Source organism: Anabaena sp. FACHB-1237, assembly GCF_014696225.1.
Taxonomy (GTDB): domain Bacteria; phylum Cyanobacteriota; class Cyanobacteriia; order Cyanobacteriales; family Nostocaceae; genus FACHB-1237.
Genome location: NZ_JACJPV010000009.1, coordinates 97,736 through 114,885 on the forward strand (window position 1 = coordinate 97,736; position 17,150 = coordinate 114,885).

The following is a 17,150-nucleotide window of genomic DNA, read 5'->3' on the forward strand; positions in this document are numbered from 1 at the left end:
TTAAGGTATTTTATTAGATAACATGAGTATTCCACCAGAATCTTCCCATTCATCCAATCCAGAAGTCCACCAGGAAGACAATTTACCAATTAATGATCATACTCAGTATACCGATAGTGAAAACACCCCAGTAGTGGTCAATGAGAAAAAACCTCGGCTGAAAATTCTAGGAGAAAACAATCCTAGTTTTCAAATCAAATTTACACTTAATAGTATATCTTTACTGAGCATAGCTATTATTATTACTTTGGTGGCTATACTGATTAATAGCTCACTTTTAGGAATTTTGGGCAGTTTAGCAACTTTAGTATTATCAAGTATCATCTTATATCCCTCGCTCAAAGATGCGGTGCAAAAATGGTTTTCACCAGAAGAGAAAATTATATTTATTGGTTTAGTGGGAGCTATAATTGGCATTATCGGTTTATTTCAATTTACTGATTTAGGCGATCGCTTATTACTCTTAGAAAGAAAAGTAAACTGGGACGCTTCAGGAACATTAGCAGAATGGTTTGGCGCGTTAGGACAAATATCTATAGCCGTTGTAGCAGTTTATGTAGCTTGGCGACAATATATAATTTCCAAAGACCTGACAATTCAACAAAACCAACTCACAGCCCAACAAAATATTATCACCCAACAGCAAACCATAGACTCCTACTTTCAAGGAGTTTCCGATCTAGTGTTAGATGAAGAAGGATTATTAGAAGACTGGCCACAGGAACGAGCGATCGCCGAAGGACGCACAGCCGCTATATTTAGTAGTGTAGATGCCAGTGGTAAAGCTAAAATACTGCGGTTTCTCTCTCGTTCTAAATTATTAACACCCCTACAGCGCGATCGCCGTTTAGGTAGAGCTATACTTGATGGTACAGGAGGTTATGCTGAAGATAGACTTGAAGGAGTGAGAGTCATAGACTTAGGAGTAATGTTAGCAGCAGCAGACCTTTCAGAAACCGATCTCCGTTGGACAGAATTAAGTGAAGCTAACCTAGTTCGTGCCAACCTAAGTAATTGTAAACTCGTCAAAGCTAACCTCGCCCGTAGTATTCTTTATGAAGCTAATCTCAGGGCAGCAGACTTAAATGGCACACGCCTATTTTACGGTACTGTGGAACAAGCATCACCTCGTAGTCGCACGGAAGTACCTAACTATGAAACTGGAGAATATACTGGTGCAGTAGTGGAAAATGCTGACTTTACCAACGTCCAAAGAATGTCTGAATCTGCCCGTTATTACTGCTGTTGTTGGGGTGGAGAAAAAACCCGTAAAACCATTCCCGGAGGTTGTGCAGATATTCCCAACAAACTGCAAAAATAATAGGTAGGGTGCGGGAGCAAGACTCCCAACCCCTGACTCCTGGCTATTATCAAGCCTACATACATGAAAAAACCCGGACTAACCGGGCAGATGTACTGTTTGTCGAGTTTTAAAGAACAGAAATTAATCACAAATTAATTACAAATTAACCATTACTTATTGATTATTTATCAAGACTACAAGTTAAAGGACAAGCCGCATAAACAGCAGTGTGCGCTTTTTCCTCTTCACCATGTAACCAACTTAACCATTTAATCTGCGTAGGATGAATACCCTTAGCAGTTAATACACCAGCACCAATTAATACTGCCATTACATTAAACATGACCAAACCACCAGCCACTACTAATACAGCAGTAGTAGGCATTACAGACTGTAACACAATAGATAATAAACAACCAACAGTAGCCATTAATACAACCAATGGAAAACCGACAACTAATAAGCACACTGCCAATGTAAAAGTCCAAATTAGAAAGCTTTTCATCATTAACAAGGAGTAGGTTTTACCCAGACTAGCACTTTGAGCCGAAACCATTTGTTTATTCTCCTAATACACAGCAAGTTTTAATGTGATTTTTTCCAGTTTTTCCAGTTATTTATCGCTATAGTGCGAACTAACTGTATTTTCTTTCAGTGAAATCCAGTATATAGAATCTTCTGAGAAAAATGAGCATTTCTTTACTAAAATTTACATTTCATCTCAGCTAACTATGAAATTCCTGCGGAATATACTTGAAGATATATAGATTCCTTATTCTATAAGCCTTTGGGAATATAGACTTATAGATTCTTATCAGGTAACAGTTGATCCCCAACAACCTTGTTACACAATGCTTAACATTTCTTATAACTAGACTCATAATTGAGGAGTCAGGAGATCCGGGAGTCAGAATGAAGAATTTTCTCCCTGGTTCGTGGTCCCTAGTCGGCACTCCGTACTTAATTACCAATCACCTATTTCTCATGTTAAAATTATCGAACGAAGGTAAATTTACAAAAACTTGTAAGTCAAACTTGTAAATCAAAAAACATTGATTAATTGATAAATAGAAGACTATGAAAGAAAAAGCATCTGCTAAATTTGATTTTGAAGATGAAAAATTTAACGCCCCACCATCTCAAGTCATTCCTTGGGGTTTAATGATCAACCCTCGTTATGGTACAGATGGTTTGCAAAGTTATGGTTTAGCAATTCGTGTGGAAAATGCTCAAGCAGTAGGTTTTCAACCAGATGATAACTGGCAACAAGTAGAACATGAATTTAATTCTGGGGAAACAGAACCAGTGTTTATTAGCACCACTCCCCGACTAGTGATTGTGCGTAGGGGTCCTTTATCTGTCAAAGATCGAGAAACGGGTAATAAATTAGGAACGTTTAAGGATAATTATGATGCTTTTTTAGCAGATAAAATGAAGTTTAAAACCTTTACTCGACATCTAATCTTTTTAGTAGGAGAAGATAAGAAATTTTTACATCAATTACCATTACAATTAACCTTGAGCGGTGCAGCAGGAGCAAGTTTTGGTAAGAGTTATATGGAATATCAACAAGGGAGAATTACAGGAGGTTTTGCAGGAGAATTAGAAAAAGCCTATGCTGGTTTTCAAAAGAAACCAGTAACTCCTAAAGGTCCATTATTTCACGCTCATGGTATTTTTTGTCCGATAATTGAATGTGAAGAAAGGGGAATACAACCAAATATTGCTTTAATTGCCTCTACTGTAGATTATAAACATCCTACGGTTTCTACTTTAACAGATTATTTGATTGCGTCAGATTCTCCAGAATCAGAAATAATTTGTAAGACTTTTGAAGAATATAAAGAATTTGGCAAAGAGACAACTAAACCAGATATTTCCAAAGCAGAAATGTCTGGTCTGACTAATTCTTATGTTTATGCAGATGATGATGATTTTGCTTATCCACCATATTAGACCTGTCCGATAATTAATGTAGGGACGTTCTATAGAACGTCTCTACAAGGGTTGTAAGAAACGCATAAGCTGTTGTGCCTTTAACTTGAATAATTAATACAAGCAAGATGCTTGTGCTACTGTAACTTCAGGTTTTTTAATTATACAGTGAGTGCTGCACATTAGCTTATCTAATTATCACAAGATGTCTATTAACTAATGAGTAAGCTGTTGTGCTTTTAATTTGGATAACACTAAACTTGATTAATGGTGCATTACGGCTCTGCCTAATACACCTTACAAGTAGTTAAATTTTTTGTAAATTCAAATACTATCACTATATCAGCTACCATATCAGCTTTCAGCTAAGAATAAGAAAACTGAAAGTTGACGGTTATTTATCAGATAATTTATTTATGAGCGATAATTTCCTAGAATAATAAACAACAATGAAAAAGACTTATAAAAGGTGTAGGTACAAAAAATGCTTAAAACCGTTGCTGAGGTGATGAGTAGTGATCCTATCTCTGTTGCTCCTCAAACTCCGTTAAAAGAAGCTATCAAAATTTTGGCAGAAAAACATATTAGTGGTCTACCTGTCATTGATGACACGGGTAAATTAGTGGGCATTATCTCAGAAACAGACTTAATGTGGCAAGAAACTGGCGTAACTCCACCAGCATACATTATGTTGTTAGATAGCGTGATTTATTTACAAAATCCTGCTACTTATGAGCGGGATCTACATAAAGCGTTAGGCCAAACTGTTGGGGAAGTAATGAGCAAAAATCCTTTAACTATTTCTCCTGATAAGTCTATCAAACAAGCGGCAAAGTTCATCCAAGACCATAAGGTTCATCGTTTACCTGTAATTGATAATACTGGTAAGGTCATTGGCATTCTCACTCGTGGTGATATTATCCGCGCTATGGCTGCTGAATAGGTTATAGGTGACAGGTGATCAAAATTTTACCAATTACCCATCACCAATTACCCATCACCAATTATCAATTATTTTAAAAGGACTAGTTTAATGACTGTTTCGGCCGATTCTGTGAGAGAATTATTAAGTTCGGAAAATTTTGGCGATCGCTTACGTGCAGTGAATCAAATTCGAGAATTAGAACCCAAAACTGCCTTAGAATTAGTACAAATCGCTATTTCTGATAAAAACGCCCGTGTACGTTATTCTGCTGTGAGTCAATTTGATACTCTCGGATCCCAAGATTTGGATTTAGCTTTGGATGTCTTGCGGAAATTACTCAAAGATCCTGAACCGGATGTACAAGCCGCTGCCGCAGACTGTTTAGGTGCTTTGAAGTTACAGGCTGCTTTTGAAGATATCAAGGAACTTTATGAGACTACCCCGGAATGGTTAGTACAATTTAGTATTTTGTCTACTTTAGGATCTTTAGGTGATCCGCGAGGCTTTGACTTGTTAAAGGAAGCATTAAATTCTGATAATGGCTTAGTGCAAACTGCGGCTATTAGTTCTTTGGGAGAATTGGGACATGAAGATGCTCTCAATATTTTAGCTCCTTATGTCAGTAATCCTGATTGGCAAATTCGTTATCGTCTAGTTCAGGCATTAGTGAATTTAGCAGATGCACAAACAAAACCTTTATTAGAACAGTTAGCTAAGGATGAAGTCGAAGTTGTTGCTAATGAAGCAAAGCAGGCTTTGACATAAAAAATAATATCCCCAATTTCTTCCAGAAAAGGGGATATTATGCACTATCACACAAGATACAACAATTCTATGGCCATGTAGTGATTAAAAATACTACTAGCGCAGTAATCGCTAAAATACCTTGAATTACATTCCCAAGCACAGTACCTACCGTAATACCAATACCAGCTTTTATCGCGGGCCATAATTGACGTTGATACAAAAGTTCTCCCACAATTGCACCGAGTAAAGGACCAAATAAAATACCTAATAATGGACCTCCAAAGGGTAAGGTGGGTAATAATCCAAAAAATCCTAATAGTAAACCTACAAAAGCCCCTATTTGTCCCCATTTACTCGCGCCAGCTTGTTTTGCACCTAAATAACCCGCTAAAAAATCTACTCCGATACTTAGAATTAAAACAATTATTGTGACGATTAAAGGAATTTTAATTGCTGCTAATGAACCACTAACAATACCCCAAATAATCATAGCTATTAAAATCAAACTACTACCAGGAATTGCAGGAACTACAGCACCAATTACGCCTACAATCATTACAGCAACTAGCAACCAATAAGTTATTAACATAAATCATCAACATGACTATTTATTTTTACAGTGTTTAGCTATCAGCTATCGGGTTATGACTAACGCCTCCGAATGGTGAAACTTTCAACATCAAAATTTTGATTAATTGGGGTTTACACAAATAAGCAAAATGTTGATAAATCAAAGGTTTGATAGTGATACAGCGAATCTTATCGAAGTGAGGTAAATATTTAGCGGTAATCTTGCCCGCAATACAATATTTTTATCATTTAGATTTGTATGTAACGAGTTTAATAAATGCTATAAACTGTGAAATCTCCTCACTGACTCCTAACTCCTGTTAATTATCCATTGTCACAGCTAATTTATCTGCTATACCTTTAATCCAATTTTCATCTTGTCTAGTATAACTGCGTGGAGCATTTGCACCTAATATTAAAACTCCTTTTGTGCCTATAGGTTGACAAATTACACCTTGTGTGTTTTCTGGTAAATAGTCAAATTCAAATCTCCCTGGATAGACTTTTAATGCTACTAAATAAACGGGTTTATGTGTGTCTAATACTCTTTTGACGATCGCCCCAGGAGTGACAACGGATTTTTCCGGTAAAATTCCCCTTCTTAATAAAACTTTACCTTCATAATAGACAATGAGCGATCGCGTGACCGTATTAGTTAATAGTAAATGTGATGCCCAAGCCAATTCGGTTTTTACTGAATCTGATAAATCATCAGCTAAGGTAAAACCTTCTTTTCCCAATAGTTCTACTGTTTCTGGTAAGCGCGGTTGTACTTGTTGCCAAATTAATCCCGTTAAAATTAATACTGCACTTAAGATAACTCCTAAGACATCTCCTCGTGCTTGAGAGTCGGTAATGTCCGGTGTTAATAGACGGTTAATAAATAATAGTGTAGCTCCTAAACTTCCAGCTACTAATGGTAAAAGTCGCAAAACGCGACTAGAATCGGATTTTGACATCTCAAGTATAATTCAACAATGTATTTTATAATATGGGTTACTATTATCTTGTTTGATTTAAGGTATTTGCGCTGTTTTGGTAGATTGCGCTAAAGCGCAACTACGCAAGCAAGAATACCTGAATACTACTCTTCTCCTGGCTCAAGTATTCTTTGAAACAGATAACCAGTACCTCTAGCAGTTAGTATCAATTCTGGGTTACTAGGATCATCTTCTAATTTTGCCCTTAACCGAGAAATATGTACATCAACTACACGAGTATCTACATGACGTTCGGGTGTATATCCCCATACCTCTTGTAAAATTTCTGACCGAGAAAATGCTTCTCCTGAACGACTTACCAATAGTTCTAGCAGGCTAAATTCCATGCCAGTCAACCTAATACGTTCATCACCCTTATAAACTTGCCGTTTATTGGTATCAATTCTGATGGTGCTAACATGAATCACTCCGGAACTAGGAATACCATTTGCACCTGTTTTATCTACTCTACGCAGTACAGAACGAATTCGCGCTTCTAGTTCTTTGGGAGAAAATGGTTTGACGACATAATCATCTGCACCCAATTCTAAACCGGTGATGCGATCTGCCACATCTCCTAAAGCTGTAAGCATAATTATGGGTACGTCGGACTCTTTGCGTAATTCCTGACAAACTCCATAACCATCTAGTTTGGGCATCATTACATCCAATACTACTAGATCCGGTTCTGCTTTACGAAATGTTTCTAAAGCCTCTTCGCCATCCCCAGCCGTTACCACGTCATAGCCTATCATGGAAAGGCGTGTTTCCAAAATCCGGCGAATGCTGGCTTCGTCGTCTACTACCAGGATTTTTTCTTTATGACTTTCCAAGTTTTTTCATGCTCCTTAAGTAAAATTTTTCATCTTTAATTGTTATTATCATAATTATTAGAATATCATTCTTTAATTGATCTGGAAAATGCTATAACTATTACTATTATTAGCTGTCGGTTTTTTCCAAAAATTAATAAAAAATTAAGATTATTACCTAGATTTTCAGCATGGCAAAGCCAAAAACTTTCTTTATTTGCAGTAATTGTGCATCGGAGTCTTCCCAATGGTTTGGTAAATGTCCCTCCTGTGGTACTTATAACTCTTTGGAGGAGCAGTTTACTATTCAATCTTCGGTGGATGTTCCTGGCCGGGGTGGAGTGGGTAATTGGCAAAGTGGTTCACCTACTTCTAAATCTCCTGGAAAACCTCCCAAAGCTAGGGCTGCTTTGACTTTTGACCAAATTAGCGATCGCCAAATCGCTCGTTGGGACTCTGGTTATGGCGAGTTAGATCGAGTTTTGGGTGGTGGTGTGGTTCCTGGTTCTATGGTTCTCATTGGTGGTGATCCTGGTATCGGTAAATCTACTTTACTTTTGCAAGTATCTAATCAATTGGCTCAAAAATATCGTATTCTTTACGTTACTGGTGAGGAATCTGGACAACAAGTAAAGTTACGGGCTTCTCGTTTAGGTGTCTCTAAGTCTGTTAATCTAGTTAATTCCGAAAATCCTGAAACTGCCGAAAGTTCCAAAAATTCCCAAAATTCTGATGATGATCCTGTTATAGAAATTTCCCAACATCCTATTTCTACTGATCATTTAAGTGCAGATTTATATGTACTTCCTGAAACTGACTTAGAAGAAATATTAAAAGAGATAGATTCTCTTAAACCAAATTTGGCAGTAATAGATAGTATTCAAACTGTATTTTTTCCATCTTTAACATCTGCACCGGGATCAGTGGCTCAAGTTAGAGAATGTACAGCCGCTTTAATGAAAGTAGCTAAACATGAAGATATTACTATGTTAATAGTTGGTCATGTAACTAAGGAAGGAACTATTGCAGGACCAAGGGTATTAGAACATTTAGTAGATACAGTATTGTATTTTGAGGGCGATCGCTTTGCTTCCCACAGATTATTAAGAACTGTTAAAAATCGTTTTGGTGCTACCCATGAAATTGGTATATTTGAAATGGTATCTAATGGATTAAGGGAAGTACCTAACCCCTCAGAGTTATTTTTAGGTAACCGTGATGATCCCGCACCAGGTACAGCTATAGTAGTAGCTTGTGAAGGAACAAGACCTATAGTAGTAGAATTACAAGCATTAGTAAGTCCTACTAGTTATCCATCACCTAGAAGGGCTGCCACAGGAATAGATTATAATAGGTTAGTACAAATTTTGGCAGTATTAGAAAAACGAGTGGGTGTACCCATGTCCAAGTTAGATGCTTATGTAGCATCAGCAGGGGGTTTAAACGTAGAAGAACCTGCGGTAGATTTAGGAATGGCGGTAGCAATTGTGGCTAGTTTCCGAGATAGAATAGTTGATCCTGGTACGGTATTAATTGGAGAAGTGGGTTTAGGAGGACAAGTGCGATCGGTGTCGCAAATGGAATTAAGATTAAAAGAAGCGGCTAAATTAGGATTTCAACGGGCTATAGTTCCTAAAGGGACAAAATTTCCTGATATTGGGATAGATATATTACCAGTTTCTAAAGTTATAGATGCGATTATTGCGGCTGTGCCTCATCAAGAATTGACAGAGGAGGACTTAGAAATAGATGAGTAGATATTTTTAGGTTGGGTTTGTTAGGTTTCATACCTCAACCCAACCTACTACTTTAGTCAAAAAATATCCCCCACATCCTCAGGAAGTAGGGGATATTTGTTATTTAAGTGTCTTTGAAAATATGACTATTTACTTAAATTGCGAATAGCGTAAATATCTATTGCATAGGCAGGGACACGATTCATAAAGTCTGTATCTAATCCCGTAATAGATTTAGCTAACTTTTCAAACTCTGAAGAGTTCCAATTACGCTCATGTATGGGCTTAGATTGTTCGCCTAAAAAATATGCTAAAGAACCTATAACCGCAGCAGATACCCAACCCACAACCAATAATATAACTAAGACTGTCATTTTTAATCCTCTCGCTTTATTTATTTCCTTATGTAAAGAAATATAACATTATCTTTACAAAACTTGCAATTTATTCTTTGGTGTGTATTCCGAACTATAAGGTAGTGAGAACGAGAAAGATTCAAAAAAGATCCTCAAAAAAGATACCGGACTTCTTTAAGAAGTCCGGTATCTGAGTGTTATCATGAGTGCGATAAAAATGAGAAGTAAAACGTTATTAGGGGAGTTTGACATGAGTACCATAAAAATGAGAATTAAAACGTTATTAGTCGCATCTTCTATATTTTTGGCTAGTTTAACTATAAATAGTCCAGTATTATCTCAAAATATTACAGGAAAATTTGACTTTTATGTTTTAAGTTTGTCTTGGTCGCCTGATTACTGCGCTAAAAATGGTAGTCGTGATCCACAACAGTGTAAAATAGGTAAAAAATTAGGTTTTGTATTGCATGGTTTATGGCCACAAAATGAAAAAGGTTATCCTGCTAATTGTACAACTCAAAAATTACCCAGTGCTGTAAAACAAAAATTTCCTGGTTTATTTCCCAGTGATAAACTTTATAATCATCAATGGAATAAACATGGAACTTGTTCTGGTAAAACTCCCGAGGAATATTTATCATTTAGTAAAAAATTAAAAGATTCTGTAGCTATTCCTTCAGCTTATCATCTTCCAAAACAGCCTTTTCGCACTACAATTAAAGATTTAAAAACTGCTTTTATTAGTGCTAATAGTGAATTGTCTCCTAATAGTATAGCTCCCTATTGTTCTGATTCTGGAAGATTTTTAAAAGAGGTATTTTTCTGTTTTTCTAAAGATGGAAAAGCGGGTATTTGTAGTCAGGAAATAATTAAGCGATCGCAAAAAAGTTGTGGTCAAGCGAATTTTCTAGTTAGGGGATGGTGAATAAAGCCAAGACCTAGATAAATTAATTTCAGTCCTTGTTTGAGTTAAACAACTGCAAAGTTTTTGAAGGTCAGTGTGTCAAAATAAAGCATTTTGAGGATGAAATATGGAAAAATTTGTTAGCAATTCATCAATTGTCCCGACAACGATTTAATGCATATACAAGTTTAATCAGCACAAAATGTCTCTCAATACGCTTGATAAATTAATAACTTGCTGATTGGCTAGATTTAAAAATCTGACAGATTTTACAATAGCAGAAGTGTAAAAAAGACCCATCACCTGTCACCATTTCCTGTTATAAATAAGGAAAAGAAATTTTAATGGTGTAAACTTATGCCAAGAACTCCTAATGAATATGCTGTTTTTCTACTGTTAGAAACTGGTCATCGAGAAGAGGTACGTTTTCCAACGATTCAAGACTTTCAGAAGTGGTATAGTGGAGAGCTTGTACCTAAATCTGCTTCAGAAGATTTTATTAGTGTACCGATTAAAAATATCCAGGGAGAATATATGGTAGTAAGGCCGTCTCGAATAGTGGGTATTCGAGTAGAACCTGTATTTAATTCTAGTATTGAAAGATAAATGATCAGAAAAACCGTTGCTTTGCTGTCTTTGAGTTTGGGAATAACTTTAGTAAACCCATTATCCCTAGTGTTTGCTCAAGATGCTAATTCTCAACCCATCACAATACCTGTTACAGTGGAAACAGAACAACCACAACCATTACCTGCTTTACAACCTATTACAGTACCAGCAACTTGTAATCCTGGAAATTGTCTAGGTTGGGATGAACAACTTTGGAATAATGGGAGACGAAAAGGTGATAAAGATGCTTTATTAGCTTCTATAGATCATAGTTTGCGTTATTTAGAAACAAATAACGCGGCAATGATATACGCGAATTATCCCATTAAAGAGATTACTTTAAATCGGGTACACCGTAGTTTGGTCCGGTTTCGTCAATTATTGGTTAATTCTAACTCACCAGCTGAATTACAAGCGGCAGTAAGTCGGGAATTTGTCTATTATCAATCTGTTGGTAATGATGGTAAAGGTACTGTAAAGTTTACCGCTTATTATGAACCAGAATATGTGGCCAGTCGTGTCAGAACTTCAGTGTACAAATACCCATTGTATCGTATACCTCCGGACTTTGACAAATGGGCTAAACCACATCCTAAACGGGTAGAATTAGAAGGTAGAGATGGGTTATTAGGTAATCAAAGTAGGTTACAAGGTTTAGAAATTCTCTGGTTTAGAAATCGCCTAGATGCGTATATGATTCACATTCAAGGATCAGCGCAAATTAAATTAACTAATGGACAGAGAACTTCTGTAGGTTATGATGCTGGTACAGATTATCCTTGGACTAGTATAGGTAGGGAGTTAGCTAAAGATGGTAAGTTACCATTAGAAGGTTTAACTATGCCTAAACTAATTAGTTACTTCCGTAAACATCCCCAGGAATTGAGTAATTATTTACCTCGGTGGGAAAGATTTGTTTTCTTTAAGGAAACTGGTGGTACAAAGGCTACAGGTAGTATAAATGTTCCTGTGACTCCAGAACGTTCTATTGCTACAGATAAGTCTTTAATGCCTCCAGGAGCGTTAGCATTAATTAGTAATGCTTTTCCCTATCCCAATGGTAGAGGAGGGCTAGAAAGACGCAGCGTACAACGTTTCGTGTTAGATCAAGATACAGGTAGTGCTATTAAAGGACCTGGTAGAGTAGATTATTTTATGGGTACGGGTAAATTAGCGGGCGATCGCGCAGGTATTACGGGTGGTAATGGTTCACTGTTCTATTTATTGTTGAAGGAATAGGATTCAGGAGTTAGCAGTCAGTTATCCATTTTGATTGGGATTTAGGCGGATAAAACAGTTTAGGGCTTACGCAAGTGTCACACTAAAAAATCTGTTGAGTGGGTGCGTCAGGTATCAATAATTTGGTTATTTACATGATTTATACTTTCTGACGTGGTTGGTGAGCTTGTCAAACCACACCCTACCAATGTGCCAGTTGCGTAAGTCCTGAGTTTAAATAAAAAAATGGTAACAGGTAAAAGCAATATTACCTATTACCATTTATTAAGTTAATTGCTAAAAGCTGATAAATGATAGCTAATTAACCTATTAAACCTTGAATTAAACCAGAATTAAGGGTTAAAAAGTAAGCGGTAACAGCACCACCAATACCACCAATCAAGAAAGCACTAGCGAAGTTTGTCCAGCTTTCCTTAGAATTAAAAGCATCCACAGGAGGATTAGGTACAGTTACACTAGCCAGAGCTTTATTAGGATTGCTATTAGCATAAAGAGATAGGCAAGCTGTTAAAATCACAACTAAACCAATAGTTCCTAATAAACCTGCTAAACTTGCATTTTCAGCATTGCGTAATGGTCCTAATTTGTGGAAAGGTCCAAACAACAAATAACCATGAGCCATGCCTACTTCTAAACCGCGTCTGAAAGGGGTTAAACCAACACGGTAAGCTGGTAAGTTGTTAATAAACCACTGTACCAAAGGAGCAGAATTAATAGGAGTTACTAGGTCGCCTTTTTGTGGGTCAAGTCCTGCTGCCATAACTATTTCTCGATTCCTTGGATAGATTTTTGGATGGGTTACGTTTCTGCTTGACAGCATGAAACTCAACAGATATACATTTAATTGAATAACTAGTGAGTTTCATACTGAGTAAAGATGAGCAAGCACTCAGATACCAGTAATTAGCAGTTAGCCTTTTCAGGTTATACCTGTTATTTGGGTATATATTGGTTTCTGATTCCTAACTGCTTAATAATTACCTAATTTGCCAATTATGGTAAGGGGTGGAAAAGTAAGTCAGGGAAAAAGCGGTTAAATTCAATCAAAATTCCAGCAGTGATGCTTAACCAGATAGTAGCCGCTACGGGTGCAGTGGTAAGAAATTTTACCAAATACTTTTGGTCTTCTTTGTCAGCCATGATTTTATTCTCCAAAATTAGGTGAATGAAAGTGGATCAATTAGCGTGGAGACACAGTAATTTCAGAATCTTTAGCGGTTAATTCGCCAGAGAGAAATTCCTTGAGTGCTGCGGCTGGCCAAGCAAAGCCAGATGTGATAATAGGCAAAGCAATACCTAAATCAATCTGAATTTCTTTTTGTTCTGCATCAGCTTCTTTCTTGATTGCTTGTAAGTAAGCACGGCCTACCCAACCTATCCAACCAGCGATGTAGAGAAAGAGAATGCTAGGAATTAAGAAATCACCAGCACGATCTAAGCGGCCATCTACGATGAGGTGAGGATAGCCTTCTGGACCACAGAGTGCTTGAGAATAGCGTTCAAAACGTTTTTTGCCTGATTCGGGATCGGCAGTGGTATTACGGGCTGATTGAGCAAGCTCTTGAAAGGCTGGGGAGTCTTTACAAGGTACAAGATTTGCACCTAGAGCTTTAGCATCAGGAGCAAAGCTGAAAAAAAGACCAATCGCCAGGATCAAAGCAAACAATCGTTTCATGAAGTTTATTTCCTTCCGTTACAAAACAACAAGTTCTGTGTACAAAACGAAGCGGCTTGTACAGATATTTCAAGCCCGGACTATCCTTGGATATCCCCGGACATAGCGTTATAGAACCTTATAGAACCTAGTTCTATCCCGGCAATATCTTGCGTTGTAGTTCATTAATCAACTGCCATTCTAATTTTAATATCTTTCTTGTTTTTACCTTTTTTGTTGCGGTTTGGGCAATACCAAAAGGATAAAGAAAGATCAATTTATTTTTGGCGGCCTTCATTAATGTTTCAGGTGAACTAAATCGCACCAAAATGCCATAGATATCTTGCGATCTCTAGTGCTTTTAGTATTTAGTGCATCACTGTTTATTGAGATAACTAGGGAATTATCATACTCCCTTGCTGGGAACTGAGTAAAGTTTCAGTCCACAAAAGTTAAAGATTCGCAATGAAAATATAGAATAACAGGGTGAAATTAGGCGTTTAATTGTTAGAAAAAGTTACAATACACCATAAATTTAAAATCTGGTCATTTGCCATGCCTACTATTTTAGCCATTGAAACTAGTTGTGATGAAACTGCTGTGGCGATTGGAAACAACCGTCAAGTGTGTAGTAATATTATATCTTCTCAAATTCCTATTCATCAGCAGTATGGTGGAGTAGTGCCGGAAGTAGCATCACGTCAACATTTAGAAACTCTCAACTATGAAATAACACAAGCTATGGAGTCTAGTGGCTTGGGTTGGAATGATATTGATGCGATCGCAGCCACTTGTGCGCCTGGTTTGGTAGGTGCTTTATTAGTGGGATTAATGGCGGCTAAAACTTTGGCTATGGTACATCATAAGCCATTTTTGGGGGTGCATCACCTGGAAGGTCATATTTATGCAAATTATTTAGCTGAACCCAGTTTAAATCCACCTTTTTTGAGTTTACTTGTTTCCGGTGGTCATACAAGTTTAATTTATGTTAAAGATTGTGGTGTCTATGAAACTTTAGGAGAAACTCGTGATGATGCAGCAGGAGAGGCTTTTGATAAAGTAGCACGATTATTAAAATTAGGTTATCCTGGTGGACCGATCATTGATAAATTAGCACGTAATGGCAACCCCCAGGCTTTCGTCTTCCCAGAAGGTAAAATTTCCTTACCCCAGGGCGGTTATCATCCTTATGATTGTAGTTTTAGTGGAGTGAAAACTGCGGTAATGCGCCTGGTACAACAATTAGAAAGAGATGGCCAAGAAATATCATTACCGGATATAGCTGCTAGTTTTCAATATACAGTAGTACGAGCTTTAACTAAAAGAGCGATCGCCTGCGCCCGTAATTATGGATTAGATACAATTGCCATAGGTGGAGGTGTAGCAGCGAACAGTGGACTGCGAGAACAATTACAAACAGCCGCAGCAGAACACAATATCAGAGTTTTATTTCCACCGCTGAAGTATTGTACCGATAATGCCGCCATGATAGCCTGTGCAGCAGCAGAACACTTTTCACGGGGACATATATCACCTATCACATTAGGCGTTCATTCCCGGCTATCCTTGAGTCAAGTTATGAAATTATATGAATTAGTGGAATAAAGTACATTTTACCCATCACCAATCACCAATCACCAATCACCAATTAAGCTGTTGTGGTTTTAATTTGGATAATAGATGCAACCTACCTTCCGCACCCTCCCATGTCACATTGAATACATTTGAGGATAATTTTCATACAACATAGTCTAAATCTTACGTGGGGATAGCGAAGCACTGCTGCAAGCAGTTCGCCAATTCTCAATCTCTAAATGACTGATTTTCGTTGTGTGATAGTTGAGGGTGCCGAATGTGGGATGCAAGGAAAATGCTTGCACTACAGTAATTTTAGGTTTTTTAGTTATACAGTGAGTGCTGCACATCTGCTTATCAATTCGTTAAATCAATTTTCAACCGTACATATAGATTACTTAACTCAGGCTTTGAACCGTCTTTATTTACAGCAGATGTAAAACTACTTTGCTGAAATATTTGATTTAATGCATTTTCATATATTTTCTTATCAGTGTACAATGTATCAGGTTCAATAGATACAATTACAGATTGTCTAAATTTACCATCCTTGTCAATGATTAAACTCGCAAATATACTTGCTGGTTGTAAAATAACATCATTAGCAAGCAAACTAATATCTATATCTTGAGTTTCACTACCTTTATATTCTGGGAATATATCTGGCAAAGCATCTACAAGCAATTTTCTTTGTCGTATTAATTCATTAACTTCATCTTTAATTAAAGGTGTAATAGTAGCAATAGCTCCTCCCCTATCTTCTCTTTGATCTGTTTTAGAAGGTTCTGGCTTAATATCTTGGGGTAAAGGTTTCTCTTCTCCTAATTTAACATCTTGACGACGTTCCCAGGGTTTTTCCTGTGGTGGAATTGTAATTTTTGGTTGTGGAGTATTTGTAAATGCAGGATATGGTTGTTGTTTAACTGGTAAATTATTTTGAGATTGATTATTTTCAGATTTAGTAGTTTTATCAGGTGGAAAGTTAGGGTTTTGATGTACTGGAGATTGTGAATTTTGATGTTGCTTATTTTCCGGTTTAGTAGTAGTTTGAGGGTTAGGATTTTGATGTACTAGAGATTGTGAATTGCGAGATTGATTATTTTCAGATTTGGTGGTTGGAGATTTACTAAGTTGATTTTTATCAAGTTGAGAATTTGTAGTTTGGTTTTTTTGAGAAGATGGAATAGGAGATGAGGATGTTATGCTTGAATCATTATTTTCCAAATTTTGTAAGTCTTGATCAGAAATAATTTTAGCAGAACTAGATGGTTTTTTAGCCAGTTTTTCAGTATAGTTGGGAGATTTACCACTATTCTTATCATTAGCAATGGATAAATTGCCATATTTTTGAGATATTGGAGAATTAGAAATATCAATAAAATCAACAGAGATAATATTTTTTTTTGAGCCAGATAAAGAAGATGAAAAAATAGTATATGATTGAATTAACCAAAATACCAATAAATGTAAAGATAAGGAAGTGATAGTAACAAAAATCCACAAAAAAGGTGAATCATGATGTTTCCTGAAATCTAAAGATGAAATTAATTTATGATCTCTAATCATAATATATAGGGAATAGGTATAGGGTGAAAATTAAAATTTTTTCTCCATCTTCTTTTAACTCCTGAAACTCCGCACTCGTACTTCAGACTTTTCTGATGCCTATTTTACAGGTTACAGGTTTTGGAATTACCGCAGAAGTTATTACAACTGGGTAATAACTTGAGTATAATCTAATTTTACATCGCTATCATAGCGTTATCCAGAATACATGACAATAACTCAGGACTTACGCAACTGGC

At 36.7% G+C, this 17,150-nt stretch carries 19 protein-coding genes; 9 read left to right on the forward strand and 10 right to left on the reverse strand.

Features of this window, described 5'->3' with window-relative positions; all coding sequences use genetic code 11:
* Positions 1-22: 22 nt before the first annotated feature.
* On the forward strand, positions 23-1,321 hold the full coding sequence (locus H6F32_RS06895; RefSeq protein WP_190368593.1) for a pentapeptide repeat-containing protein: 1,299 nt from the start codon (positions 23-25) through the stop codon (positions 1,319-1,321).
* A gap of 163 nt (positions 1,322-1,484) precedes the next feature.
* Here the strand turns inward: H6F32_RS06895 and H6F32_RS06900 are convergent, their stop codons facing one another.
* Positions 1,485-1,859 (reverse strand): hypothetical protein, encoded by a 375-nt coding sequence (locus tag H6F32_RS06900; protein WP_190368594.1) that lies wholly within the window; start codon positions 1,857-1,859, stop codon positions 1,485-1,487.
* 521 nt (positions 1,860-2,380) lie between these two features.
* Between H6F32_RS06900 and H6F32_RS06905 the strand changes: the two genes are divergently transcribed.
* From H6F32_RS06905 to nblB, 3 genes are all read left to right on the forward strand, one after another.
* A complete protein-coding gene (locus H6F32_RS06905; RefSeq protein WP_190368595.1) occupies positions 2,381-3,259 on the forward strand; it encodes a DUF5895 domain-containing protein in 879 nt (292 codons plus the stop codon).
* A gap of 463 nt (positions 3,260-3,722) precedes the next feature.
* Positions 3,723-4,181, forward strand: a complete 459-nt coding sequence (locus H6F32_RS06910; RefSeq protein WP_190368596.1) for a CBS domain-containing protein — start codon at positions 3,723-3,725, stop codon at positions 4,179-4,181.
* 90 nt (positions 4,182-4,271) lie between these two features.
* The gene (nblB, locus tag H6F32_RS06915) at positions 4,272-4,928 is read left to right on the forward strand and encodes a phycobilisome degradation protein NblB (protein ID WP_190368597.1); all 657 of its coding nucleotides are present in this window, start codon (positions 4,272-4,274) and stop codon (positions 4,926-4,928) included.
* A 67-nt stretch (positions 4,929-4,995) separates the two neighbouring features.
* On the opposite strand, the gene H6F32_RS06920 is transcribed toward nblB, so the two are convergent.
* From H6F32_RS06920 to rpaB, 3 genes are all read right to left on the reverse strand, one after another.
* Positions 4,996-5,499, reverse strand: a complete 504-nt coding sequence (locus H6F32_RS06920; protein WP_190368598.1) for a DUF456 domain-containing protein — start codon at positions 5,497-5,499, stop codon at positions 4,996-4,998.
* Between the two features lie 301 nt (positions 5,500-5,800).
* The gene (locus H6F32_RS06925) at positions 5,801-6,439 is read right to left on the reverse strand and encodes a cofactor assembly of complex C subunit B (protein ID WP_190368599.1); all 639 of its coding nucleotides are present in this window, start codon (positions 6,437-6,439) and stop codon (positions 5,801-5,803) included.
* A 125-nt stretch (positions 6,440-6,564) separates the two neighbouring features.
* A complete protein-coding gene (gene rpaB / locus H6F32_RS06930; protein WP_190368600.1) occupies positions 6,565-7,293 on the reverse strand; it encodes a response regulator transcription factor RpaB in 729 nt (242 codons plus the stop codon).
* Positions 7,294-7,463: 170 nt separating this feature from the next.
* Here rpaB and radA point away from each other — a divergent pair, with 170 nt between their 5' ends.
* Positions 7,464-9,029: a DNA repair protein RadA gene (gene radA, locus H6F32_RS06935; protein WP_190368601.1), complete on the forward strand. Its 1,566-nt coding sequence runs from the start codon at positions 7,464-7,466 to the stop codon at positions 9,027-9,029.
* Positions 9,030-9,154: 125 nt separating this feature from the next.
* On the opposite strand, the gene H6F32_RS06940 is transcribed toward radA, so the two are convergent.
* Positions 9,155-9,382 (reverse strand): photosystem II protein, Psb35-related, encoded by a 228-nt coding sequence (locus tag H6F32_RS06940; RefSeq protein WP_190368602.1) that lies wholly within the window; start codon positions 9,380-9,382, stop codon positions 9,155-9,157.
* A 232-nt stretch (positions 9,383-9,614) separates the two neighbouring features.
* Here H6F32_RS06940 and H6F32_RS06945 point away from each other — a divergent pair, with 232 nt between their 5' ends.
* From H6F32_RS06945 to H6F32_RS06955, 3 genes are all read left to right on the forward strand, one after another.
* On the forward strand, positions 9,615-10,289 hold the full coding sequence (locus tag H6F32_RS06945) for a ribonuclease T2 family protein (RefSeq protein WP_242031071.1): 675 nt from the start codon (positions 9,615-9,617) through the stop codon (positions 10,287-10,289).
* Positions 10,290-10,625: 336 nt separating this feature from the next.
* On the forward strand, positions 10,626-10,874 hold the full coding sequence (locus H6F32_RS06950; RefSeq protein ID WP_190368603.1) for a hypothetical protein: 249 nt from the start codon (positions 10,626-10,628) through the stop codon (positions 10,872-10,874).
* 3 nt (positions 10,875-10,877) lie between these two features.
* Entirely contained in the window at positions 10,878-12,116 is a 1,239-nt protein-coding gene (locus tag H6F32_RS06955) for an MltA domain-containing protein (RefSeq protein WP_190368642.1), read from the forward strand.
* A gap of 301 nt (positions 12,117-12,417) precedes the next feature.
* On the opposite strand, the gene H6F32_RS06960 is transcribed toward H6F32_RS06955, so the two are convergent.
* The 4 genes from H6F32_RS06960 to H6F32_RS06975 all read right to left on the reverse strand — a co-directional run bounded on the left by H6F32_RS06960 (position 12,418) and on the right by H6F32_RS06975 (position 14,068).
* Positions 12,418-12,936 carry a photosystem I reaction center subunit XI gene (locus H6F32_RS06960; protein ID WP_277875056.1) on the reverse strand — a complete coding sequence of 173 codons (519 nt, stop codon included), beginning with the start codon at positions 12,934-12,936 and terminating at the stop codon, positions 12,418-12,420.
* A 173-nt stretch (positions 12,937-13,109) separates the two neighbouring features.
* Positions 13,110-13,256, reverse strand: coding sequence for a photosystem I reaction center subunit IX (psaJ, locus tag H6F32_RS06965; RefSeq protein WP_190368605.1), 147 nt, complete (start codon positions 13,254-13,256; stop codon positions 13,110-13,112).
* A 40-nt stretch (positions 13,257-13,296) separates the two neighbouring features.
* Positions 13,297-13,791, reverse strand: a complete 495-nt coding sequence (locus tag H6F32_RS06970; protein WP_190368606.1) for a Photosystem I reaction center subunit III — start codon at positions 13,789-13,791, stop codon at positions 13,297-13,299.
* A gap of 133 nt (positions 13,792-13,924) precedes the next feature.
* Positions 13,925-14,068: a hypothetical protein gene (locus tag H6F32_RS06975; RefSeq protein WP_190368607.1), complete on the reverse strand. Its 144-nt coding sequence runs from the start codon at positions 14,066-14,068 to the stop codon at positions 13,925-13,927.
* A gap of 257 nt (positions 14,069-14,325) precedes the next feature.
* Between H6F32_RS06975 and tsaD the strand changes: the two genes are divergently transcribed.
* Positions 14,326-15,375, forward strand: coding sequence for a tRNA (adenosine(37)-N6)-threonylcarbamoyltransferase complex transferase subunit TsaD (tsaD, locus tag H6F32_RS06980; RefSeq protein ID WP_190368608.1), 1,050 nt, complete (start codon positions 14,326-14,328; stop codon positions 15,373-15,375).
* 327 nt (positions 15,376-15,702) lie between these two features.
* On the opposite strand, the gene H6F32_RS06985 is transcribed toward tsaD, so the two are convergent.
* Positions 15,703-16,911, reverse strand: coding sequence for a hypothetical protein (locus tag H6F32_RS06985; protein ID WP_190368609.1), 1,209 nt, complete (start codon positions 16,909-16,911; stop codon positions 15,703-15,705).
* Positions 16,912-17,150: the final 239 nt, after the last annotated feature.